This is a genomic window from Burkholderia anthina (assembly GCF_902498995.1).
GTDB classification, from domain to species: Bacteria; Pseudomonadota; Gammaproteobacteria; order Burkholderiales; family Burkholderiaceae; genus Burkholderia; species Burkholderia anthina.
This window is the reverse complement of sequence record NZ_CABVLY010000007.1, coordinates 239,806-263,082: the sequence shown is the minus strand read 5'-3', so window position 1 is coordinate 263,082 and position 23,277 is coordinate 239,806. Positions and strand designations below refer to the sequence as shown.

The 23,277-nt window shown below is 67.9% G+C and carries 19 protein-coding genes; 8 read left to right on the top strand and 11 right to left on the bottom strand.

Annotated elements, in window-relative coordinates:
- Nucleotides 1–20: 20 nt before the first annotated feature.
- The gene (locus BME24068_RS12285; RefSeq protein WP_174926207.1) at nt 21–1,337 is read right to left on the bottom strand and encodes an MFS transporter; all 1,317 of its coding nucleotides are present in this window, start codon (nt 1,335–1,337) and stop codon (nt 21–23) included.
- 228 nt (nt 1,338–1,565) lie between these two features.
- Here BME24068_RS12285 and BME24068_RS12280 point away from each other — a divergent pair, with 228 nt between their 5' ends.
- Together BME24068_RS12280 and BME24068_RS12275 are read left to right on the top strand one after the other, a co-directional pair.
- Nucleotides 1,566–2,729, top strand: a complete 1,164-nt coding sequence (locus BME24068_RS12280; RefSeq protein WP_174926206.1) for an iron-containing alcohol dehydrogenase — start codon at nt 1,566–1,568, stop codon at nt 2,727–2,729.
- A gap of 47 nt (nt 2,730–2,776) precedes the next feature.
- Entirely contained in the window at nt 2,777–3,091 is a 315-nt protein-coding gene (locus BME24068_RS12275) for an NIPSNAP family protein (RefSeq protein WP_006497967.1), read from the top strand.
- Here the strand turns inward: BME24068_RS12275 and BME24068_RS12270 are convergent.
- Nucleotides 3,084–4,025 (bottom strand): LysR family transcriptional regulator, encoded by a 942-nt coding sequence (locus tag BME24068_RS12270; RefSeq protein WP_174926205.1) that lies wholly within the window; start codon nt 4,023–4,025, stop codon nt 3,084–3,086. The two genes, BME24068_RS12275 and BME24068_RS12270, sit on opposite strands and share 8 nt — an antisense overlap.
- A 227-nt stretch (nt 4,026–4,252) precedes the next feature.
- On the opposite strand from BME24068_RS12270, the gene BME24068_RS12265 reads away from it, so the two are divergent.
- Nucleotides 4,253–4,981, top strand: a complete 729-nt coding sequence (locus BME24068_RS12265) for an AraC family transcriptional regulator (protein ID WP_420887577.1) — start codon at nt 4,253–4,255, stop codon at nt 4,979–4,981.
- A gap of 461 nt (nt 4,982–5,442) precedes the next feature.
- Here the strand turns inward: BME24068_RS12265 and pcaG are convergent, their stop codons facing one another.
- From pcaG to BME24068_RS12250, 3 genes are all read right to left on the bottom strand, one after another.
- On the bottom strand, nt 5,443–6,036 hold the full coding sequence (gene pcaG / locus BME24068_RS12260; RefSeq protein WP_174926204.1) for a protocatechuate 3,4-dioxygenase subunit alpha: 594 nt from the start codon (nt 6,034–6,036) through the stop codon (nt 5,443–5,445).
- A 3-nt stretch (nt 6,037–6,039) separates the two neighbouring features.
- Nucleotides 6,040–6,747 carry a protocatechuate 3,4-dioxygenase subunit beta gene (gene pcaH / locus BME24068_RS12255; protein ID WP_096499040.1) on the bottom strand — a complete coding sequence of 236 codons (708 nt, stop codon included), beginning with the start codon at nt 6,745–6,747 and terminating at the stop codon, nt 6,040–6,042.
- Nucleotides 6,748–7,032: 285 nt separating this feature from the next.
- Nucleotides 7,033–7,593: a YiiX/YebB-like N1pC/P60 family cysteine hydrolase gene (locus tag BME24068_RS12250; RefSeq protein ID WP_174926203.1), complete on the bottom strand. Its 561-nt coding sequence runs from the start codon at nt 7,591–7,593 to the stop codon at nt 7,033–7,035.
- Between the two features lie 120 nt (nt 7,594–7,713).
- Between BME24068_RS12250 and BME24068_RS12245 the strand changes: the two genes are divergently transcribed.
- The 4 genes from BME24068_RS12245 (at nt 7,714) to BME24068_RS12230 (ending at nt 10,374) form a co-directional block, all read left to right on the top strand.
- Nucleotides 7,714–8,451 (top strand): helix-turn-helix domain-containing protein, encoded by a 738-nt coding sequence (locus BME24068_RS12245; protein WP_174926202.1) that lies wholly within the window; start codon nt 7,714–7,716, stop codon nt 8,449–8,451.
- 77 nt (nt 8,452–8,528) lie between these two features.
- Nucleotides 8,529–9,512, top strand: a complete 984-nt coding sequence (gene pcaQ / locus BME24068_RS12240) for a pca operon transcription factor PcaQ (protein ID WP_174926201.1) — start codon at nt 8,529–8,531, stop codon at nt 9,510–9,512.
- A gap of 147 nt (nt 9,513–9,659) precedes the next feature.
- Nucleotides 9,660–10,019, top strand: a complete 360-nt coding sequence (locus BME24068_RS12235; RefSeq protein ID WP_174926200.1) for a type II toxin-antitoxin system RelE/ParE family toxin — start codon at nt 9,660–9,662, stop codon at nt 10,017–10,019.
- A 58-nt stretch (nt 10,020–10,077) separates the two neighbouring features.
- Complete coding sequence (locus BME24068_RS12230; RefSeq protein WP_174926199.1) at nt 10,078–10,374, top strand: XRE family transcriptional regulator; 297 nt, start codon at nt 10,078–10,080, stop codon at nt 10,372–10,374.
- A gap of 119 nt (nt 10,375–10,493) precedes the next feature.
- On the opposite strand, the gene BME24068_RS12225 is transcribed toward BME24068_RS12230, so the two are convergent.
- The 3 genes from BME24068_RS12225 to BME24068_RS12215 form a co-directional block, all read right to left on the bottom strand.
- Entirely contained in the window at nt 10,494–11,768 is a 1,275-nt protein-coding gene (locus tag BME24068_RS12225; protein ID WP_096499026.1) for an APC family permease, read from the bottom strand.
- A gap of 131 nt (nt 11,769–11,899) precedes the next feature.
- The gene (locus BME24068_RS12220; protein ID WP_174926198.1) at nt 11,900–16,426 is read right to left on the bottom strand and encodes a DEAD/DEAH box helicase; all 4,527 of its coding nucleotides are present in this window, start codon (nt 16,424–16,426) and stop codon (nt 11,900–11,902) included.
- 325 nt (nt 16,427–16,751) lie between these two features.
- Nucleotides 16,752–17,276 (bottom strand): metal-dependent hydrolase, encoded by a 525-nt coding sequence (locus BME24068_RS12215; protein ID WP_174926197.1) that lies wholly within the window; start codon nt 17,274–17,276, stop codon nt 16,752–16,754.
- A 396-nt stretch (nt 17,277–17,672) separates the two neighbouring features.
- Between BME24068_RS12215 and ggt the strand changes: the two genes are divergently transcribed.
- A complete protein-coding gene (gene ggt, locus BME24068_RS12210; protein WP_174926196.1) occupies nt 17,673–19,394 on the top strand; it encodes a gamma-glutamyltransferase in 1,722 nt (573 codons plus the stop codon).
- 527 nt (nt 19,395–19,921) lie between these two features.
- On the opposite strand, the gene BME24068_RS12200 is transcribed toward ggt, so the two are convergent.
- The 3 genes from BME24068_RS12200 to BME24068_RS12190 are packed head-to-tail and all read right to left on the bottom strand — an operon-like array spanning nt 19,922 to nt 23,271.
- Nucleotides 19,922–20,533, bottom strand: a complete 612-nt coding sequence (locus BME24068_RS12200; protein ID WP_096499018.1) for an ANTAR domain-containing response regulator — start codon at nt 20,531–20,533, stop codon at nt 19,922–19,924.
- 6 nt (nt 20,534–20,539) lie between these two features.
- Complete coding sequence (locus BME24068_RS12195; RefSeq protein ID WP_174926195.1) at nt 20,540–21,682, bottom strand: transporter substrate-binding domain-containing protein; 1,143 nt, start codon at nt 21,680–21,682, stop codon at nt 20,540–20,542.
- Nucleotides 21,683–21,714: 32 nt separating this feature from the next.
- Complete coding sequence (locus BME24068_RS12190) at nt 21,715–23,271, bottom strand: nitric oxide reductase activation protein (protein WP_174926194.1); 1,557 nt, start codon at nt 23,269–23,271, stop codon at nt 21,715–21,717.
- Between the last annotated feature and the right edge of the window lie 6 nt (nt 23,272–23,277).

Below are 23,277 nucleotides of genomic sequence, written 5' to 3'. Positions count from 1 at the left end.
GGCAGTCGATCGCGTGAAGATCAGCCTTGCGTACGCGGTCGGTAGTCGATCATGCTGGAGAATACCGCGATCAGCACGGCCATCACGACGAAGAACAGCAGCGCGAGGAAATACGAGCCCGACCACTGGACGATCAGGCCGATCAGGATCGGTACCACGACGCCGACCATGCTGCCGCAGAAGTTCATCGTGCCGCCGAGCACGCCGGCGCGCTCGGGGCCGCCGACGATCGCCGGCAGGCTCCAGTACATTCCGCAGAAGCGGATGAAGAACATCGCAATGCTCAGCAGCATCACGACCGCATTCGCGTTTGCGATATAGGCGGCCGCGAGGATGCACGCGGCTGCGATCAGCGACGAGCCGCTGAACATCGTGCGCATCACGAGGTTCGGCGATGCCCCCGACGCTTTCCAGCGATCGCCAATGGTGCCGCCGATCAGTTCGCCGACGAAGCCCGACATGAAGATGACGAAGGTCGCGCCGCCCGTCGTCGCGATGTTGAAGCCGTAGGTCTTGTGCAGGTAGCTGGGCATCCAGGTCAGCAGCCCATAGAACACCGCGAGGATGCAACTGTAGCCGGCGAACATCGCGAGCACCGAGCGGTCCTTCACGAGTTCGCGTAGCGGCAAGCGTTCGCCCGGAGTTTTCGCCGGCACGTTCTCGTGCGTGATGTGTTCGAGCTCGGCCGCATTCACGCCTGGGTGCTCGGACGGATGATTGCGGATGTAGCGCCACACCAGCACGCCCACCAGCATCGTGCCGACACCTGCGATCACGAACGCGATGCGCCACGATCCGAACCACGCGATCAGCCCGGAGATCAGGATGGCGCCGATCGCGCTGCCGAGCGGCGCGCCGCCGTCGACGAGCACTGCGCCGCGGCCGCGTTCATGCGGCGTCAGCCACGAGCCGATCAACTTCGCGCCCGCCGGGAACACCGGCGATTCGGCGAGGCCAAGGCCCATGCGCGTGAGCATCAGCAGAATCCAGCTGTGCGACGCGGCGCCGAGCGCCTGGAATGCGCCCCACGCGAGCGTTGCGGTCGCGATGATGCCGCGCGTGTGATAGCGGTCGAGCATCACGCCGACCGGAATCTGCATCAGCGCATACGACCAGAAGAACGCGCTCAGCATCAGGCCTTCGAGTGCCGGCGACATGTTGAATTCCGGCGCGATCAGCGGCATCGCGACTGACAGCGACGCGCGGTCGATGTAGTTGATCGCGACTAGCAGCAGCATGAGCAGAAAGATGCGCCAGCGGACGCTGGTCGGCCGTGCCGCCACGTCGAGCGAGGCCGGCGATGCCGTCGGGACGGCGGGGGAATTCGAGGGGGGCATGCGTGTCTCCGTCGTTATGGTTGCGGGAGCGATGGCATCGTCCCGTGACGTGACTGTAGGGGGATGGCCGCGTCTTGCCTAATGACGCTTCGTGATCGCGTGATAACCAAATGGCGCGGCGCGCGCAGGGAATAAGCGGGCGTTATCGGGCGATCCGGTTTTTTCATTACCGGTGGCGCACGGCCGCTTGTAGTGTTCGGTGCGGAGACTTCACACGGAGAAAGCACCATGAGTCCATTCCAATATTTCTTTCCCACCACGCTGAAATTCGGCAACGGCCTCGCGCGCCAGGCCGGCGAACTGCTGAAGCCGCTGTTCAGCGGAAAGCTGCTGGTCGTGACCGACGAAGGCCTGATCAAGAGCGGCGTGCTCGAAGGGTTTTTCACGTCGCTGGGAGACGCAGACGTCGCATACGAAATCTTCTCGGGAGTCGAAGCGAACCCGAGCACGGCCGTGCTCGACAGCGCGCTGACGTTCCTGAAAGAGCACCGCTGCACGGCCGTTATCGGCGTGGGCGGCGGCAGCAGCATCGATACTGCGAAGGGCGTGGCCGCGATGGCCACCAACGGCGGCACGATCCTCGATTACGAGGGCTACAACAGGATTCCGGATGAACCGCTGCCGATCTTCGCGATCCCGACCACGTCGGGCACAGGCAGCGAATGCACGGCGTCGACGGTGTTCACGAACAAGGAAACGCTGTTCAAGACGGTGATCGTCAGCCACAAGCTGTTCCCGAAGCTCGCTATCCTCGATGCGGAACTCACGCTGAAGCTGCCGGCCGAGATCACGGCCGCCACCGGCATGGATGCGCTCACGCATGCGATCGAGTCGTACGTGTCGAAACAGGCGAACCCGGTGAGCCAGTCGCTCGCGCTCGGCGCGATCCGCCTGATCGGGCGCAGTCTGCGCAACGCGTTCTACGTCGGCTCCGATCTTGCGGCACGCGAGGACATGTTGCTCGGCTCGTTCCTGGCCGGCGTCGCGTTTTCGCAGTCGAAGCTTGGCAACGTGCACGCGATCTCGCACACGATGGGCGGCGTGTTCAACATCGCGCACGGCATCGCGAATGCCGCGCTGCTACCGTACGTGATCGACTTCAACCGTCCGGCATGCCCGGCGCTGTATCGCGATATCGCCCAGGCACTCGGCGGCGACGTGACCGGCGTCGAGGCGGAAACGGCCGCGCGTGCGCTGGTCGAGCAGATCGTCGAACTCAATCGCGCGCTCGAGATTCCGTCGAACATCCACGAACTCGGCGTCGACCTCGCACACCTGCCGCAGATGGTGGTCGACTCGATGCGCAGTGGCAACGTGCTCGTCAACCCGCGCCTGACCACTGCGCGCGACGTTGAAGGCATCATCCGCGCGGCGTACGCCGGCGAACTTTGATCGCGCGCAAGACCCGATTATCCGATTCGATTCAACCAGGAGCAGTCATGTATTACGAAATGCGGACCTACACGGTCCAGATCGGCAAGATGAACGAATACCTGCGGCACTTCGAGAAGGAAGGCCTGCCGGTTATCTCTCGCTATGCGACGCTGGTCGGCTGGTGGTATACGGAAATCGGCGAATTGAACCAGGTCGTCCATATCTGGGCGTACGAAAGCCTGGACGATCGCATCAAGCGCCGCACGGCGCTGTACGAAGATCCGGACTGGCTCGAGAAATTTGTACCGAAGGCGTTCCCGATGCTCGAGAAGATGGAATCGAAGCTGTTGCGCCCGGCAGCGTTCTCGCCGATCAGGTAAGCACGTAATCCTGTAGCGTTTCGACGAGCAGGCGCGCACCTGGCGACAGGTGCGCGAAGGTTCGCGCAACGACGCCGTAAGGCTCGTCGAGCGCCGGGATCGCGACCGGCAGGCGTGCAATGAGGCCGAACCGTTCGCCGAATTCGGCAACTTCGTGCGGGATGACTGCCACCAGTTCGGGGCTCGCCTGCAGCAGCGTAAGTGTCGCGAACGTCGATGCGGTTTCGATCGGATAGCGCGGCACCTCGATGCCCGAATCGGCCAGCGCGCGTTCGAGAGCGAGCCGCATCGGCGTGTTGACCGGATACGCGACCCATTCGGCGTCGGCGAGATCGCGCAGCGTCAGCGTGTCGTGCTTGGCCAGGGCATGCGTGCGCGCCGTCACGACCGCGAGCGGCTCGGATTTCAGCGGCACGTAGTCGTATGCTTCCGGGCGCCGGCTGTTGCCGTTGCGGCAGATCGCGAGATCGAGCCGGCCGTCGTCGATCAGCGCGAGCAGGCTCGCGCTGGTACCCTCGACGATCTCGACCGACAAGTGCGGCTGGCGCTGCCGCAGGTCGGTCAGCGCACGCGTGAGCAACGGCACTGCGCCCATGATCACGCCGACCGTAAGATGGCCGCCGTGGCCTTGCGTGAGCGCGAGGACTTCGGTATGCAGGTGTTCGAGATCGCTGTAGATGAGGCGCGCGTAGCGTGTGACGCAGCGGCCTAGGTCGTTTGCGACGAGGCCTTTCGGTTGTCGCTCGAACAACGGCATACCGAGGATGTCCTCGATCTCGCGCAGTACCTTGGTGGCGCCGGGCTGCGAGATTGCCATCTTTTCTGCCGCCTTGTGCAGCGAGCCGTGGTTCTCGAGCGCGATCAGCAGCTTCAGCTGCTTCAGGCGAAGGCGTGACGCGATGTTGGCAAGCGAGGGAACTGCCGGCGGCTTCATGATGAAGGGACCAAATTGGAATCCGAAATTGTAGCGCTGCCTTACATACCGGCGAAAGCAGATTGGAGATTCACGTGACCCTCTCGCTGAGCATCCGTTGCAGCGCGTGAATCTGCTCGAGCGCATTGGTCAACTCCGGAACCGGAGCTGCTTATAAGCAGCGGCGTAGCGGGAAGCGATGACCCTAGCCGACAAAACTGTCCCACTTGGAAGTGGAAAATTCCGGCATGACGTTATCATCGAGACCAGGAGGTCATGCCGTGAAGAGGAGCAAGTTCACCGATGAGCAGTTCGCGTTCGCGTCGCGCGGCACGATCAGCGTGTCGACGCCGCACGGCCGCTGGCTGGTGCCGCCGCAGCGCGCGTGCTGGGTGCCGGCCGGCGTGCGGCACGAGATGACGATGACGGGGCCGGTCACGATGCTGAACACGTTCGTGTCCGGCGATGCCGCGCAGGCGGTGGGGCTGCCGGAACAGTGCGGCGTGTACGGCGTGTCGCCGCTGCTGCGGCAACTGATCGACGATGCGATCGACCTGCCGGCGATGTACGACGTCGACGGCCGGGCCGGCAAGCTGATGGCGCTGCTGGTCGCGGAAATCGCGACGATGCAGTGCCTGTCGCTGCATGCGCCGCTGCCGGCCGACGCGCGGCTCGCGAAGGTCTGCCGCCATCTGCTCGCGTCGCCGTCGATCGCGGCCGATCTCGACAAGGTGGCGGCCGATGCGGGCGTCAGCCGGCGCACCTTCACGCGGCTGTTTCGTGCGCAGACCGGCGTGAGTTTCGCCGCGTGGCGTCAACAGGTGTGCATGCTTGCGGCGATTACCCGCCTGAGCGACGGGCAGCCGGTGACGCGCGTCGCATTCGATCTCGGCTATGCGAGCGCGAGCGCGTTTACGTCCGCGTTTCGGCGCATCCTGGGCGAGACGCCGAGCCGGTATCTGGAGATTCGCCGGTAGGCGGAGCGGTGGCGGTGCCGGCCGCGCCGGTTTTCCGCGCGCGAAAAAAACGCGCCTGCCGGATTCGGTCAGACGCGCTTAAAGGCACTCGGTCAGAAAAAATGCGCGAACAGCCCTGCTGGCGTGTCGCGCATTGCTCGGGGAATTGTTGCTTGTTTCGATTCAATCCCGTTGGTGTGTTGCAGATAGCCAAGCATACGCCGTGTAACGCGCAAACGATATCGCGGGCGCCGCACAATTGATGTGCTGTCGCAGCATGCGTTTGAATCGCCTGTTCGGGATCGGGGTCGGAAGGTATCGACGAAAGGCTTGGGCGGTCGCGAGCGGGCATGTCGCGATGCAGCATCGAATGACGGCGCCGTACAACGAAAAACCGCCGCACGGCGCGATGCCTGCCGGTATCGCGCCGTGCGGCGGCTCGCTGCCGGGCCGGCTTGCGCCGGCCCGTGCCGGTTCATGCGTTACACGTCGAAGAACACGGTTTCCTCGGGGCCCTGCATGCGGATGTCGAAGCGGTACACGACGGGGCGGCCCGGCTGCGCATCGCGCTTGGCGACGAGCGTCGCGCGGCGCTCGGCCGGCACTTCGTTCAGCACCGGATCGGCCGCGTTCGCCGCGGCTTCGTCGTCGAAATACACGCGGGTGAACGCGTGCGTCAGGATCCCGCGCATCATCACGGTCACGTTGATGTGCGGCGCTTCGTCCGCGGCGATGCGGCCCGGCTTCACCGTCTCGACGACGAAGCGCTGCTGCGGATCGGTGCCCGTGCCGACGCGCGCGAAGCCCGTGAAGCCGGACTTCGCGATGTCGTCGCGCGATGCCGGGTAGCGGCCCGCGCTGTCCACCTGCGTGAATTCGAGCACGGCGTCGCCGACGATGTTGCCGTCGCCGTCGAACACCTGGCCGATCAGCAGCACGTGCTCGCCTTCAGTGTGCGATGCGGCGATCGTCGGCGTGAACAGGCTCTTCAGGTCGTAATCGTATTGCTGCGGGCACAGGCCGTAGGCGAAGTACGGGCCGACCGTCTGCGAAGGGGTTTGCTTCAACGTCGTCATGGTTCAGCGCTCCATCGGGGTGGCGTCACGGCCGCGCAGCACGATGTCGAATTCGTAGCCGAGCGCATAGCCTTCTTCGGTGATGTCCATCGAGAAGCGCGAGATCAGGCGATCGCGCGCGGCCTCGGGCGTGCCCTGGAAGATCGGGTCGTACGCGAGCAGCGGGTCGCCGGGGAAGTACATCTGCGTGACGAGGCGCGAGCCGAAGTAGTCGCCGAACAACGAGAAGTGGATGTGATTCGGTCGCCACGCGTTCGGATGGTTGCCCCACGGATACGCGCCGGGCTTGACCGTCAGGAAGCGGTAGCGGCCTTCGTCGTCGGTCAGGCAGCGGCCTGCGCCGAGGAAGTTCGGGTCGAGCGGCGCGTCGTGCTGGTCGACCTTGTGCACGTAGCGGCCGGCTGCATTGGCCTGCCACACCTCGACGAGCGTGTTGCGCACCGGCTTGCCGCCTTCGTCGAGCACGCGGCCCGTGACGACGATGCGCTCGCCGAGCGGCTCGCCGTTCTTCACGGCGTTCTTCGTCAGGTCGTGGTCGAGCGCGCCGAGATCTTCCGCACCGTAGACGGGTGCGTACTGGTCGCGCAGCTTTTCCTTCAGCGGGATCATCGGGCGCGTCGGGCCGCGCTTCACCGACGAACGGTACTCGGGGTGGACATACGCGGGATGCGACGGCCAGTCGCGCGGGGTGAGGATCGTGGGGGAATCCATCGGGCGTCTCCTGATAGGTATTTCGCGAAGTGGATGGCAGGACTTTAGCCAATCCGGAAAGTTATGCAAAATGACCTTTTTTCGCGAATCACATAACCGTTCGTTATATTCGGCCGCGCCAATGAAAATCCGCCGGACAGGAAGCCTGTCCGGCGGAAAAAGCGATCGGGCTTCGCGTCGTCGGTGACGACCCCGTGCACGGCCCTCCAGCCAGCCCGTCGCTGTTTTTTTGATATGTCGTTGTTGTTGTTATCCGGTCTCCCCGAGCGTGCCCGCGTTGCGCCGTTACCGGCAGCCGGGATCGAACACGATCCCGTCGAATTCGAGCGCCAGCGTGCCGCTGCGCAGCAGCGCGGCCGGCGTCGCGGCCTGTTCGGCGCCGAGCACGTCGGTCACGTAGTTCGCGCAGAACCCGCGTTGCGACAGCAGGGTGAAGCGGTTGCGAAGCAGCGCGTCGATCCGCTGCTCGGCCGTCGCATGCACGTCGCGCTGTGCTTCGACGGTCGATGCCGCGATTCGGCGTGCCAGCGCGATGCGTGCGCCGTCGGCGCGGGCGACGAAGCGCGACAGCGGCGTGAGCTTCGTCCGCGCAAACGCGGGCTCGGCGATCAGCGGCTCGTCGCCCGACGTATCGACGACGATCCCGAACCGGTTGGCCCACGCGCCTGCGCAGCCTGCCGCATCGCGGGACGCGCCGGCCACGCGGATGAACACGAGATCGCCGACGTGTGCGCCGGCGGCCAGCGTGCGTACCGTGGCGAGCGGCAGCATGCGACCGGTGTCGCGGGCATCGCGCGAGGCGGTGTGATGCGGGTCGAAGTCGGCGGTTTCGGTTCGGGTGGTCATTGCAGCTCCGTCGATGCGTGACAGGACGGAGCGGATTATGCAGACAAGTATCCAAAAGTGCTTGCCTGGATGCTTCAGTAGCCTAATATCCGACCTTGAGCATCATTTTTCGATACCAACATGACCGAGACCGCCCAACTCATCGAAACGCTGAAGCGCCAGTTGAAGGCGCAGGGCATGACCTATCGCGACGTCGCGCGTGCGCTGGACGTATCCGAGACGAGCGTGAAGCGGCTGTTCGCGAGCGGCCGCTTCACGCTGGAGCGCATCGCGGAGATCGCGCAACTGCTCGGCTATACGCTCGCCGAGCTCGTACAGGAGGCGTCTGCCTCGGCGCCGCGGCTGCGGGTGCTGACCGAACAGCAGGAGGCGCTGATCGTGTCGGACGAGAAACTGCTGCTCGTCGCCGTCTGCGCGATCAATTACTGGACCGTGCAGGACATCGTGTCGGCCTATTGCGTGACGCAGGCCGAGTGCGTGAAATACCTGCTGATGCTCGACCGGATGAACGTGATCGCGCTGCTGCCGGGCGACCGGATTCGCGTGCGCGTCGCGCGCGATTTCGACTGGCTGCCGGGCGGCCCGATCCGCCGGTACTTCCATGCGCACGTGCTCGACGATTTCCTCGGCAGCCGCTTCGACGGCCCGGGCGAGACGATGACGTTCTCGCAGGGGATGCTGACCGAAGCGGCTGCCGCGGAACTCGAGCAGGAACTGCGGCGGCTGAGTAGCAAGGCGGCGGCGCTGCACACGGAGTCGTCGTCCGCGCCGCTCGGACAAAAGCACGGGACGGCCTTGCTGATCGCGAAGCGGGTCTGGGAGCCGACCGGCTTTCACGCGTTGCGGCGTTCCGCGTGACGTATCGCCGAATGCTTGGGACTATCCGGAAAGTTATGCAAAATGGCATTTCATCGACCTCCGCATAACCGCCCGTTATGAATAACCGTATCGCCGACGGCCGCGTCAAATTCCGGCACCTGCAGTGCTTTCTCGCGGTCGCGCAGCTGGGCGGCGTGCAGAAGGCGGCCGAAAGCCTGTCGATCACGCAGCCGGCCGTGTCGAAGACGATCGCCGAGCTCGAGTCGATCCTCGGCGTGAAGCTGTTCGAGCGCGGGCGGCACGGCGCGCAGCCGACCCGCGAAGCGCAACTGTTCATGCCGCATGCGAACGCGTGCGTGCTGGCGCTGCGGCAGGGCGTCGGCTTGCTGTCGCGCGAGGGCGGGGCCGCCGCGGCGACGCTGGAAATCGGCATGCTGCCGACGGTTGCCGCGTCGCTCGCGCCCGCGCTGATGAAGGCGTTGGCCGCACGCTGGCCGCGCGTCGTCGTGCGGATCGCGACGGCCGCGAATACCGAGCTGCTGGAGCGCCTGAAGGCGGGCGCGCTCGAATGCGCGATCGGGCGCCTGTCGGAACCCGAGCGGATGATCGGGCTCGCGTTCGAGCAGCTGTACAACGAGCCGCTCGTCGCGGTGGTGCGCGGCGGGCATCCGCTGCTGGCCAGCGCCGCGCCGGCCGCCGAACTCGCGCGCTATCCGGTCGTGCTGCCGCCGTTCGGTACGTTGATCCGGCAGTCGGCCGAACAACTGCTCGGCGCATGCGGCGCGCCGCCGCTGGATTCGTTCATCGAGGTGCTGTCGGTGTCGGTCGCACGGGCGCTCGCGCTCGAGAACGATGCGGTCTGGTTCGTGCCGCTCTATGCGGCGGAATACGACCTGACGGCCGGTGCGCTCGCGCGTCTGGCGTTGCCGGCCGCGGGTACCGACGAACCGGTCGGCCTCGTGCTGCGCACCGATGCGCAGCCGTCGCCGGTCGCGCGGACGCTGATCGACGCCGTGCGTGAGATCGCGCAGGCGCGGTTCGGCGATGCGCGCGCGCCCAGCACGCCGCGCGGTGCGCGCAAGCCGGCTCGCCGCGGGTGATGCGCGGTGACGCCCGGCGCAAGGCCGGCCCGTCACGCGTCGGCCGGCGGCATTCCCCTCACGGCTTTTCGCTGGCCATTCGGTCAGTAGCGGGCTGCATCGTGCTTGGCATATCGTATCGTTTTTGGTACGCTTCCTGGCAAGACGATGACGAGACAGCAGATTCAGGTCACGCTCGGCGTGCGCTTCTTTCGCACGGCGTGCGGCAACGAGCCGGTGCGTGAGTGGCTCAAGCGGCTCGGGCACATCGAGCGAAGGTTGATCGGCGAAGAGATCAAGACCGTTCAATTGGGCTGGCCGCTCGGCATGCCGCTGGTCCGGAAGATGTCGAAGGATCTGTGGGAGATCCGCGTGATGTTGCCGCGACGAAGCGCGCGCGTGCTGTTCACGGTCGTCGGCGACACGATGGTCCTGCCGCACGCGTTCTTCAAGCAGTCGCAGGCGACACCGTCCGACGATCTCGACGTGACCGTCGCACGGCTGAAAGCGCTGACGCGCGCCATCTGAATTCACGGCTTGTGCCGGCGCCGCCGTCAGCCGGCAACGCGATGCATTGGAGTACCTTATGACGACCACGAACAATCCGCATATCGGCAGCGATTTCGATACCTTCCTCGACGAGGACGGCCATCTCGAAGCCGCCACCGCCACCGCGATCAAGCGCGTGATCGCGTGGCAGATCGCGCAGGAAATGAAGGCGCAGCACATCACGAAAACGGCGATGGCCGCGCGGATGAAAACCAGCCGCGCCGCGCTCAACCGGCTGCTCGACGAAACCGATACGAGTCTTACGCTCGCGACGCTCGCGAGCGCGGCCGCCGCACTCGGCAAGCGGCTCAGCTTCGAGCTGGTGCCGGCGTGACGCACGTCACGCGCACGACGAACCGCTGCGCAGCCGGCGGGCGATGAACGCGTGAGCGCTCGAGCGGCGCGTCGCAGCGATCGCATGCACGATCGCCGGCGCACCGGTGTGCGGCGCCGTCAATTGCGCCGGCCGGCCATCCGCAGATAAAGCAGCGCACCGCCCGCGAGCAGCAGCGGGCACAGCAAATACCATCCCGTCGTGAGGAACAGCCCGGCCACGGCGACCAGCGAAACCCACGCGCAGCGATACGCGATGCTGCCGCGCGGCAACAACTTCAGCGCGGCGGCCGCACCGAGCCCGTACACCATCACGAAGCAACCGGACGTGACCAGCACGAGCGGTTTCGGCCCGACGTCCGAGATCGTCGTCGCGGCCAGTGCGATGGTCGCGAGCAACGCAATCACGCCGAGGCTGCGACGCGGCACGCCGCCGACCTGGCTGCCTTGCGCAAGCCATGCGGGCAGCGCGCCGTCGCGGCCGAGCGCCGCGCCGAGCTTGGCCGCGCCCGCGAAATACGCGTTCATCGTGCCGAGCGTGAGCAGCAGCGCGGCCGCGGCCGCCAGCACCTGCGCGTGTCCGCCGATGCCGCCCGCGATCAGTTCCGCGAGCGGCGCACCCGATGCGCCGGCCGATGGCCCGAGCACCGCGACACTCGCGGCGGCGACCGACAGATACAGCAGGCCGACGACCACGACCGCGATGCCGGCCGAGCGCGGCATGTCGTGCGCGGGCCGGCGAAATTCCGCGGCGAGGTGCGTGATCGCTTCCCAGCCCGCGAAGCTCCACACGAGCAACGCGGCGGCCTGGCCGACCGCGAGCCAGCCGTGCGGCGCGAACGGATGCAGGTTCGCCGCGCGCGCATGCGGCGCGGACGCGAGCACGGCGGCGAGCAGCAGCGTGACGAGCAGCGCCGACAACACGAGCTGCATGCGGCCCGATACGGTGACGCCGAACGCATTGGCGGCGGAGACTGTTGCGATCAGCGCGGCGGCGGTAACGATGACCGTCGTGTGGCCGCCGCCCGTGACGGCCGCGACGTAGGCGCCGCCGAACATCGCGGCGGCGGGCGCGCCGGCCGGCACCGCGAAATAGAAGCACCAGCCGACGATTGCCGCGGCCTTCGGCCCGAATGCGCGTCGTGCATAGGTCGATACGCCGCCGGCGTCGGGGTAGCGCGCGCCGAGTGCGGCGAAGGTGGCCGCGAGCGGCCCCGACAGCACGACGAGCGCGGCCCACGCGAGCAACGAAGCCGGGCCCGCGACTTCGGCGGCGAGCGCGGGCAGTGCAATGACGCCGGTGCCGAGCACCGCGCCGATATACAACGCAGCGCCCTGGAAAATGGTCAACGAGCCCGCGTGATGAACGGCGGGCGAATCGGCATGCGAGGGCATGAAGGGAACGCTCCGGAAGGCGTGTGTCGGGCGTGGAGGCCCGTACGTCGAATCGTTCGATGCTATCCGAACGCGCGCGACGTTGCAGCGCGGCGTTCAGTAGTCCGCGACGTATCGCCTGTCAGCCGTTGTCAGTAGCGTCGCGCGAGCCGCAGGCGCGCCTCTTCGCGCGCGGCGGGCGTCAGGTCGGGCGTGTAGTGGAACGTGCCCGACACGAGCGATGCGACGGGCATGCCGTCGCGGAACAGCACGCGATTGCCCGCGAGCGCCGGCACCTTGTCGCCGGGCAGCAGCGTGCCGGCGAGGTTCAGCGGATCGGCGCCGGTCACGCACACGTACTGGCCGTCGCCCGGTTGCCGGCGCAGTTCGCGCAGGATCGGGATCGCTTCGGGCAGCGCGAACTGCTCGCCCGCGAGCCCGGCCACGAAGCGTCCGCCGCGAATCTCGCCGCGTGCTTCGAGACGCTGCAGCACGCGCACGAGTTCGCGCCAGCTCGGCAGCCAGTCGGCTTCGCGTTCGAGCAGCCGCCAGAACACGACCCCATAGCGGCGCAGCAGCGTCCATACGATGTGTTCGAGCGCATCGGGGTCGGTCGCGGCCATCCCGCGTTGCGGCGCCGGCGCATCGTCCGGCGGCGTCACGCGTTGCACGAGCGCCCAGCGGCCCGCGTCGTCCATGCCGCCGATCAGTGCGCCGCCGCGCCGCGTGCGCGGCGCATAGGTTGCGCTGCGCTTGACGGCCGGCCGCAGCAGCGCACGCAGGCCGGCGAAGCTGTCCGCGTTCACGAGGCCGGCCGACACGAGTTCGCCGAGCGCCTGTTCGAGTTCGACGGGCAGCATGTGCAACTCGTCGAGCAGCGCATCGAAGAACATCGCGCCGTGCGCGGCGAGCGCGTCGCGCACCTGCGTCGCGCGTGCGGACAGCGCAGGTTGCGCGGCGGGGTCGCGCAGCGCCTGCCATGCGCCGAGGTGGCGGCGCGGCAGCAGCACGACCGGCGTCGTCTTCACGGGCGTGCCGGCCGCGCGCGCCGGCGCGCCGATGCGGGTCCACACGAGCTTGCCCGAGCGGCACAGCTCGTCGAGGCCGCCGGCCGTGTAGTCGGTCAGCCGCGCGGGCAGCAGCGCATCTTCCCATGCGCCGGCCGCGGCTTCGTAGCCTTCGAGCTGTTCGACGACGGCCGCGAGTGCGTCGCGGCCCGAGCCGCGCGTGTCGGGCGTCAGGTGCTGCCAGTGCAGCAGGAAGCGCATGAAATCGGCGCGCTCGACCGGTTCGATCTCGCGACGCAGCCGCTTCACCGTATAGCGATGAATGCGCGCGAGCAGGTGGCGTTCGCACCATTCGTCGCCGGTTGTGCCCGGCGTGAAGCGGCCGCGCATCACGTAGCCTTCGCGTTCGAGCGCCGCGAGCGCGGTTGCGATCGCGGAAGGCGGCAGGCCGAGCGGCTGCGCGATCGCATCGAGCGCGAGCGGGCCGAAGCCGGTCAGCCGCGCGCGGATCACGTCGACGAGCGCGGCATCGGCTTCCCACGGCTGCGCGCAGGCGGCCGGCACTTTCAGCGCGGGCGCCGGGCGTGCTTCGGGATGCAGCGCGCGCAGGCAAACCAGCCGTTCGACCGGCACCCACAGCGCCGCGCCGTCCGGCGTGACGAGTTGCGTCGCGCGGCGGCGTTCGGCCAGTTCCGCGAGGCGCTCGGGCCAGCCTTCGTGTGCGCGCGCTTCGTGATCGGCGACGCAGGCGAGCGTGAGCAGCGCGTCGTGCATTTCGTCGGCGTCGCGCACGAGCGGCCACGCTTCGTCGCGCACCGCGTCGATCGCGTCGGCGTCGAGCGCGCCGAGATCGTCGGCCGATTCCGGGTCGCTCCAGCGGCGCGACTGCACGGCCTGCGTGCGGCGCTCTTCGAGCGGCGCGTCGTCGAGGAACGCGTACGGTTTCGCGTTCAGGATTTCGGCGGCGAGCGGCGACGGCGCGGGCAGGTCGCGCGCGACCAGCTCGATCGCGCCGTTTTCGATCCGGCGCAGCAGCGCGAGCCAGCCGTCGGTATCCATCGCGTCGTGCAGGCAATCGTCGAGCGTCTGGTCGACGAGCGGGTGGTGCGGTATCTCGCGTTCGCCGACGACGTTCTCGAGGCACGCAACCTGATCCGGGAACACGGTCGCGAGCAGATCCTCGCTCTTCATCCGCTGCAGTTGCGGCGCGGTGCGCCGGCCGCCGGTGAAGCGCGGCAGCGCGAGCGCGGTCGTCGCGTTCCAGCGCCAGCGCACGCCGAACAGCGGCGCGTCGAGCAGCGCCTGGATCAGCACGTGCTCGGCGCTGGCCGAGCGCAGGTAGCGCCACACTTCGTCGAGCGCGAAGCTGTGCGCGAGCGACAGCGACAGAATGATCGCGTCGTCGGTCGCGGCCGCCTGCAGCTCGAAGTTGAAACTGCGGCAGAAGCGCTTGCGTAGCGCGAGCCCCCATGCGCGGTTGATGCGGCTGCCGAACGGCGAGTGGATCACCAGCTGCATGCCGCCCGATTCGTCGAAGAAGCGCTCCATCACGAGCGTGTCCTGCGTCGGCAGCGCGCCGAGCGCCGCGCGCGTGCGCGCGAGGTAGTCGGCGATCTGGCGTGCCGCGTCCGGCGACAGGTGCAGATCATCGGCGAGCCAGCGCAGCGCCGGCGCGAGACGGCTTTCGGCGACGCCGGTTGCGGTGGCGGGGACGCTGGCATCGCGTTGCGAGGCGGCGGTGCTCGTGCCGGCATCCGCGCGTTTTTTTTCGTTGCGGCGGGTTCCCGGTTTTCCGGGGGCGTGGCCGTTGCCATTTTCGTCGCCGCCCGCATGCTTGCGCGCACCGGCATGCGCCAGCCGGTCGCCTTCGGCGAACAGCCCGTCGAGCCGTGCGCGCAACCGGCCGACGGCCGCCGACAGCTCGTCGCTGCGCCCGGGCGCCTCGCCGAGCCAGAACGGGATGCTCGGCGACTGGCCCTGCGCGTCCTCGACACGCACGCGGCCCGTCTCGACGCGGATGATCCGGTATGACTGGTTGCCGAGCTGGAACACGTCGCCGGCCAGGCTCTCGATCGCGAAATCCTCGTTGACGGTGCCGACCTGAAGGCCTTGCGGTTCGAGCAGCACCGCGTAGTCGGCCATGTCGGGGATCGTGCCGCCGGACGTCGTCGCGGTCATCATCGCGTTGCGGCGCCCGCGCACCGTGCCGCCGACCACGTCGCGATGCAGATACGCGCCGCGCACGCCGCGGCGGCTCGTGAAGCCTTCGGCGAGCATCTTCATCACGTCGTCGAAGCGTTCGCGCGGCAGATGCGCATACGGCGCCGCACGCGTGAAGCTCGCGTACAGCGCGTCTTCCTGCCATTCCGCGCACGCGACTTCGGCGACGATCTGCTGCGCGAGCACGTCGAGCGGCGCTTCCGGAATCCGCAACGCATCGAGTTCGCCACGTTGCACGCAGTCGAGCAGCGCCGCGCATTCGACGAGCTCGTCGCGCGACAGCGGGAAGAGGCGTCCCTTCGGCACGCCGCCGACATGGTGGCCGGAGCGGCCGACGCGCTGCAGGAACGGCGCGATGCCGCGCGGCGAACCGACCTGGCAGACGAGATCGACGTCGCCGATGTCGATGCCGAGTTCGAGCGACGCGGTCGCGACGAGCAGCTTCAGTTCGCCGCGCTTCAACCGCTGTTCCGCTTCGAAGCGGTGTTCCTTCGCGAGACTGCCGTGGTGCGCGGCGATCGCGTCCTTGCCGAGGCGGTCGGCGAGATGGCGCGCCATGCGCTCCGCGGTGCGCCGCGTGTTGACGAACACGAGCGTCGTGCGATGCGCGGCCGCGAGCGCGGCGATCCGGTCGTACACCTGTTCCCACACGTCGGTTGCCATCACCGGTTCGAGCGGCACGTTCGGCAGTTCGAGCGCGAGGTCGCGTTCGCGTGTGTGACCGGTGTCGACGATCGTGCAGTCGCGCGGCGCGCCGGCCGGGCCGCCGACGAGGAAGCGTGCGACCGCGTCGATCGGCTTTTGCGTGGCCGACAGCCCGATGCGCGGCAGCGGACTGCCGGTCAGCGCGTCGAGACGTTCGAGCGACAGCGCGAGATGGCTGCCGCGCTTGGACGATGCGAGCGCGTGGATTTCGTCGACGATGACCGAGCGCACGCCTGACAGCATTTGCCGCCCCGATGTCGACGACAGCAGCACGTACAGCGACTCGGGCGTCGTCACGAGAATGTGCGGCGCGCGCTTGCGCAGCGCCGCACGTTCGGCCTGCGTGGTGTCGCCGGTGCGCACGGCGGTGCGGATCGCCGGCACCGGCAGGCCGAGTTGCGCGAGCGATTCGGCGATGCCGGCGAGCGGCGCGTCGAGGTTCACGTGGATGTCGTTCGACAACGCCTTCAGCGGCGACACGTACACGATGAGCGTCGTGTCGGGCAGCGCGCCGTCGTGCGCGAGCGCATCGCGCACGAGATCGTCGAGCGCGCACAGGAAGGCGGTGAGCGTCTTGCCGGAGCCGGTCGGCGCGGCGACGAGCGTCGAGCGGCCGGCCTTGACGTGCGGCCACGCGAGCGCTTGCGCACCGGTCGGTGCGGCGAACGTGCGGCGGAACCACGCGGCGACGGCCGGGTGGAACACGTCGAGTGCGCTGGCGGCGGGGCGGGTGGCGGTGACGTCCATCGGAGCGTTGAAATGGGGTGCGAGCGGGGGGGCGAGCGCGCGGGCGACCGCGCGCGAATCGTCAGTGTGCCAGACGACGCGCGTGCGTGCCGGGCCTCGGGCGCGGCGTGAGTGCGTGCGTCGTCTCGTCGATACGGATGAAGATGAGGCGCGACGCCGGCGTTTCAATAGGCGTGCGCGGGCACGGCGCCCGCGAATCGCGGGTGCCGGTTCAGACGGAGGGGGGGGGAAGAAGCCGTCGAAGAAGCGGTCGGCAACGCGCGTCGCGACGGAAGCGAGCGGTTCGCTGCGCAACATCACGCGATATCGCGCGCCCTTCGCACGACTACACGCGATGCAGCCAGCCGAGCCAGGATTCGAGCAGCGGTGCGCGCGTGCACAGCGATTGCGCGAGCCACAGCGTGCCGCCCCATGCGGTAGCCACCACGATCAGGTCGCAATGGCCGCTGTTCCACAGGTTGAGCGAATGACGCCGCCAGATCCACGGCACGCCGAGCGGATTCGGCCAGTCGGCGAGCAGGTGCATCACGCCGCCGCATGCGAAGCCGAACAGCGGTGCGGCCCACAGCGGATACGGATGATGGGTGAGCCCGTGCCATCCGAGCGCGAGCAGCGCGATCCAGCCGATGCCCCAGTGCGTGACGGTGCGGTGCGTGATCCACAAGCGTCGCTTGCGTGACCACCATGCGAGTTCGAGCCAGTCGGGCGCGGTGCCGCCCGCGACGCCTGCCGCGAATGCGGCGAGCATGCCGGTGTGCCAGAGGCCCGTCGCGCCGGTTTGTGCGACGAGGACGGCGGCGGCGACGCCGGCTGCGACGCCGGTCGCATGATGTGCATTGTGTGAAGCCATACGAAGCGAGACGAGAAAACGTGAAGCGGCGCGTGCACGCAACGAATGATGCGGCGCGAAATCGGGGCGCTATCTTCGCAGATACGCGTGTACTGCGGGCGCTCGATCGCAGGTTTTTTTACGTGCGACGCGCGCCGTGCGCGCGCGACGCAACTTTCGGTTTTTGTGCATTGCGCGATCGCGCGCGACGCATGAAATTTCGACCGGCCCGTGTGGCGGTTTTTACCGTCGGCATGTGGGGCCGCGCACAATTTGCGCGCTTTCGTCGCGCACCGCGTGTTCGACCCTTTTTGTCCCCCTATACTACGAAACCGCACGTGGCCGCCGGCGCGCCAGCGGCCATAAGCGGATCAGGTGCCTTTCCTGCCTGAAGGAGATCCATATGGGGGACATGCAATGACTACGCTGAATCGCATCAAAACATCCGCCGTCGTGCTCGCGACGGTGGCCGGCGTCGGTTTCCTGCCGAACGCGCCCGTCTATGCGAAGGGCCCGCAGCCGGCGGTCCTGACGAGCTCGGCGGTCGCGGTGGCCGACAAGTACAGCGCGGATGCCGCGGAGCGGATCTTCAAGGAAGGCGGCAACGCGATCGACGCGGCCGTCGCCATCGCGTTCACGCTCGCCGTCACGTATCCGGAAGCCGGCAACATCGGCGGCGGCGGCTTCATGACGATCTACAAGGACGGCAAGCCGTACTTCGTCGACTACCGCGAACGCGCGCCGCTCGCCGCGACGAAGGACATGTACCTCGACAAGGACGGCAACGTCATCAAGGGCATGAGCCTGTACGGTCCGCGCGCGGTCGGCGTGCCCGGCACGGTCGCGGGCATGTGGGAAGCGCAGAAGCGCTTCGGCAAGCTGAAGTGGAAGCAGGTGCTCGCGCCAGCGATCCACTATGCGCGCGACGGCTTCGTCGTCGACGAACAACTGGCGCAGCGCGGCGTCGACGCATCGAAGGAGTTCGGCGGCAAGACCAACTTCGACAAGTATTTCTCCGGCCTGAAGGCCGGCGTGAACTTCAAGCAGCCCGATCTCGCCGACGTGCTCACGCGGATCTCCAACGACGGCGCCGAAGGTTTCTACAAGGGCAAGACGGCCGAGCTGATCGCCGCGTCGATGAAGACGGGCGACGGCAACGGGCTGATCACGACCGAGGATCTCGCGCAGTATCGCGCGGTGTGGCGTGAGCCGGTGCAGGCGAAGTGGAACGGCTACGACGTGATCACCGCGCCGCCTCCGAGCTCCGGCGGCATCGGCCTCGTGCAGTTGCTGAAGATGAAGGCCGACCTGAAGAAGGACTTCGAGGGCGTGCCGCTCAACTCGCCGCAGTACATCCACCTGGTCGCCGAAATCGAGAAGCGCGTGTTCGCCGACCGTGCGCAATACCTGGGCGACCCCGACTTCTACAAGGTGCCGATCGCACAGCTGACCGACGACGCGTACATCGCGAAGCGCGCGGCCGAGGTCAACCCGAAGGAGCCGTCGGACACCAAGAGCGTGCAGCCGGGCCTCGGCACGACGATGCCGGAGAAGGCCGAAACGACGCACTTCTCGGTCGTCGACAAGTGGGGCAACGCGGTGTCGAACACGTACACGATCAACGGCTATTTCGGCTCGGGCGTGATCGCTGACGGCACGGGCATCGTGCTGAACGACGAGATGGACGACTTCTCCGCGAAGCCGGGCGTCGCGAACATGTTCGGCGTGGTCGGCAGCGATGCGAACGCGATCGAACCGAAGAAGCGTCCGCTGTCGTCGATGTCGCCGACGATCATGACGAAGAACGGCAAGGTGTCGCTCGTGATCGGCACGCCGGGCGGCTCGCGGATCTTCACGTCGATCTTCCAGGTGATCAACAACATCTACGACTTCAAGATGCCGTTGAAGGAAGCCGTCGGCGCGATGCGTTTCCACCATCAGCTGCTGCCGCCGAACACGATCTTCTGGGAGCCGTACCATCCGATCGAGGGCGAGCTCGCGAAGCAGCTCGAAGCGCGCGGCTACACGCTGAAGGGGCAGGACTTCAGCGGCGACATCCAGGTGATCAAGATCGACGGCAAGACGCCTGAAGCGATGGCCGATCCGCGCGGGCGTGGCGTCACGCGGGTCATTCACTGACGTCGGCGTGACGCATGCGCGTTCGCGAAAGCGGCCGCGCATGCGGTTCGCATGTGGTTTCGCGGCCGGGTGTTCGCCCGGCCGTGGAATGTACCGTGCCGCTCGCCCGGGCCGGTGAAGCCGTGCATCGCGATGCGTCACGCGATCGAGGTCGAGCGCGACGACGAAACGGTCGCGGTTGTCGATCGGGTTCTGCAACCAGTAGTTGCATTCCTGCCGTGTTGCGCTTTTGCCGAATCCCGTGTGATCGGGCGCGATGCGCCGATCAGATGACGAAACAGATCACCCCGCGCGGGTTCGCCATGCAGGCACAGGACGGCCTTGCCGTCGCGCGGGGTCTTCGTCGACGCAGTGCATCCGGAACCCGGACGAGACGCACGTGCGTTTCGTCGACCGCAAGACCGGCTGGTTGCCCGTCAGGAAACGGGAGCTGCGTGCGCAGGACGGGCGCGTGCCCGGCCCCGAGGATACGGTCGTGCTGCCGCCGCCCGACTGACGTACGGTGACGCACGGCGTTCGCGCATGCGTCACCGCTTCAGCAGCGCGTGCGCCTGCACGATTTGTTCGGCGAGCTGGTTGATCGAGATGCGCCGCTCCATCGCCTGCGAGCGGATCTGCTGATACGCCTCTTCCTCGCCGATGCCGTTGTGCTGCATCAGCAACGTCTTCGCTTCCTGCAGCGTGCGCGCGGATATCACGCGCTGTTCGAGCTGCGCGATGCGGCGCCGGTATTCGTCGTGCCGGCGGCTCTGGTGACACGCGAGCGCCATCGCGCTCAACAGCCCGAACGAGCGCACGGGCGTCGTCACCGCGCTTTGCGCGTCGATGCGCAGCATCAGTTCGAGGATGGTCGGGCTTTCATAGGTCGTGACGGCGATCACCGGCGGCCGCGCATCGTCCTCGAGCCACGGGATCGACAGATGCAGCAGATCGGGCCGCACCGCGAGAATCACGAGATCGACGCTCTCCGGCAACTCGGCGGGCGGCGGCCAGCGCTGCTCGCTCGGGCAGCCGATGCGCGACAGTTGCTCGACGATCAGCAGGCCGTTGTCGTCGTCCGGGTAGTACACCATCACGCGAAGCGAACGGAGTTCGGCGAGCAGGCGCGGCGTCGAGCGGATCGGGGTGCGGGCGCGCATCGTCGGCTATGCCTTCAGTTCGTCGGGCGTATGCACGCGATCGCCGAGCGAATGCGTGACGAGATACGGATCGGGATGCACGCGGCGCGTCGCTTCGCGCACGATCGTGAAATTGCCGTCCGCCGTCGCGCAGCCGATGCGCGGATACAGGCACGTGTGCTGCGTGAGCCGGTCGATCTTCACGCGGCCCTGCGGCGCGTCGAATTCCGATTCGGCGAGATGCTCGACGAGCCGGTCGCGCTGGTCGGTGCCGGCGCGCGCGAGCGCGTTCGCGAACAGGTGCACCTGGAAATACGCGGCTTCCCATGGCGCGGACGCGTTCGCGTCGTCGCCGAAGCGCGCCTTCAATTGCGCGATGCAGCGCCGGTTCACGTCCGAGTCGACGGTCTGGAAATAGGGCGACGACGTGTAGTGGCCGGCCGCGGCCGCGCCCATCTGGCCGAGCTCGATCTCGGACGTCGTCAGGCTCGCGATCGGCATCTTGCGTGCGTCGAGCCCGGCTTGCGCATACGCGCGGTAGAACGCGGCCGTGCTGTCGCCGACCAGCGTGCTGAACACGAAGTCGGGCGCCTTCGCGCGGATGTCGGCCACCACCGCCGCGAAATTCTGCTCGGACGTGACGAGCGGCATGTAGACCTCGCCGAGGATCTGGCCTTCCGGATGCTGCGTGACGAGGTCGATCATGATGCGGTTCGACTCGTACGGGTAGATGTAGTCGGACCCGACGAGGTACACGCGCGCGCCGAACTGCGCGGTCATGAACGCGGCGAGCTGCACGCTGTTCTGGTTCGGCGCGGCGCCCGTGTAGATCACGTTCGGCGAGAATTCGAAGCCTTCGTACAGCGTCGGGTAGAACAGCAGCTTGTTCCACTTCTCGACGATCGGAATCAGCGCCTTGCGGCTGCTCGACATGTACGCGCCGAACAGCACGTTCACGCGCTCGGTGGCGATCAGGTCTTCGGCAAGACGCGCGTAGACGGCCGGGTCCGAGCACGCGTCGCGCACGACCGGCACGATCTCGCAGCCGTTCGCGCCGCCGGCTTCGTTGATCTCGGCGATCGCCTGCAGCGTGCCGCGCAACTGGCTCTGGCCGAGGCGCGACGTGAATCCGCTCTGCGAGAACAAAACGCCAACCTTCACACTGTTCATTCGGTCTTTCCTGTCTCTTCCGGGTAGGGCCGTCAGGCGGTCAGCCGCCCGGCCGCCTGTGCGACGACGGCCGGCAGGGCGTCGCCGTTCGCCGCGTGAACGCAGCTCGGGCCGACGCCAAGTATTGTAGACAAGCCGGGCGGCGCGCCGAACGACAAACCCGCGATCGCGACGCCATGCTGCCGGCCGTGGCGCGCCGCATGGCGTGCATCCTCGACGAGATAGCGCGGATCGAACACGTCGATGTCGGCGGCCTCGCCGTCGCCGATCATCAGCACGGCGGCGCGCACGGACCCGGTCTCGCGACGCAGCAGCGCAAGCGCGTGGCGCAGCGCGGCGCCGGTGCGCGTGCTCATCCCGGCGTCGGCCGCGAGCAGCGCCGTGCGGCGGGGCGCGTCGAACGCGTCGTCGAAATCCTTGAAGCGCGCGTAGTACACGCGGTGCCGGCCGTCCGACGTGTAGCCGTGCACGGCCCAGCGCCGCCGCTGCCGATCGAACAGGTCGCCGAGCACGAAGGCCGCGCGCTTCTCGAGCGCGGCCACGTGCGCGGCGGTCGACGCGGACAGGTCGAGCAGGATCAGGACGGGCCCGCACGCGTCGTGCGGGACGCGGCGACGGAATATGCGCGGATCGGGCGCATGCCCCGCGTGTCGCGCGATGCGGGCGGCGATCGCCGCATCGACGTCGAGCGCGTCGCCGTCGAGCTGGCGCCCGACGCGTCGCAGCAATTCCGCCGCGCGTGCCGGGCGCATGTGCCGGGCGGTGCGCCGGTCCGCGTCCACCCGCGCGGCGAGCGACGGCGATGGCGCGGACGTGGGCGGCGCGCGTTCGACGATCGTCGCCCAGTCGCGCCGTTCGCGCCGCGTGTGGCAATTCCACTCGGGATAGCGCGGTGCATCGGCGGGCGGTGCCGGTGTGTCGTCCGGCGCGTCGGCGTGGCCGCCGGTGGCGGCCGACGTGTCGACGCCTTCGCTGCCCGCACGCTCGGACGCGGCGGCCGGCTGCGTCCACAGCCACGCGTTGTCGTCGCGATAGCGCAGCCATGTGCCGTCGTCCGGTTCGAAGCGCACGCGCATCTGGCCGAGATCGTTCGCGAGCCGCGACGCGATCGTGCGACATGCGCGGTAGTCGTCGAGCCGGTCGCGCAGCGCGTCGAACAGTTGCACGCCGGTGTCGACCCACGGATTGCCGTCGCGATACGAACGATCGAACAACGCCTTCGCGAGTCGCGCGCACAGGCGGCCGAACGTGAGCCCTTCGCGGTCGATCGGCGCGAACGCCGGCGCCCAGAAGGTCGCGAGCCCCGGCCATTCGCGGGCGAGCAGCGTTTCGACGCGTGCATCCTCGATCAGGCCGGCGATCGCGATGCCGATCGGCGTGAGCGTGCCGGCCGGTTCGCCGGACGGAGAGTGCCGCCAGTGCGCGAGGGCGTGTGCCGCCGCGGCGACACGCGCATCGGGCGGCAACGTGCGCGGCACGCGCAGCGTCGCGTGGCCGAGCGTCGCGCGCGGCGCGGCATCGTCGAGCTGCACGCCGGTTTCGCGCGCGGTCATGCCGTGCAGGAAGCGGGCGAGCTGCAGCGCGTTCATGTCGGC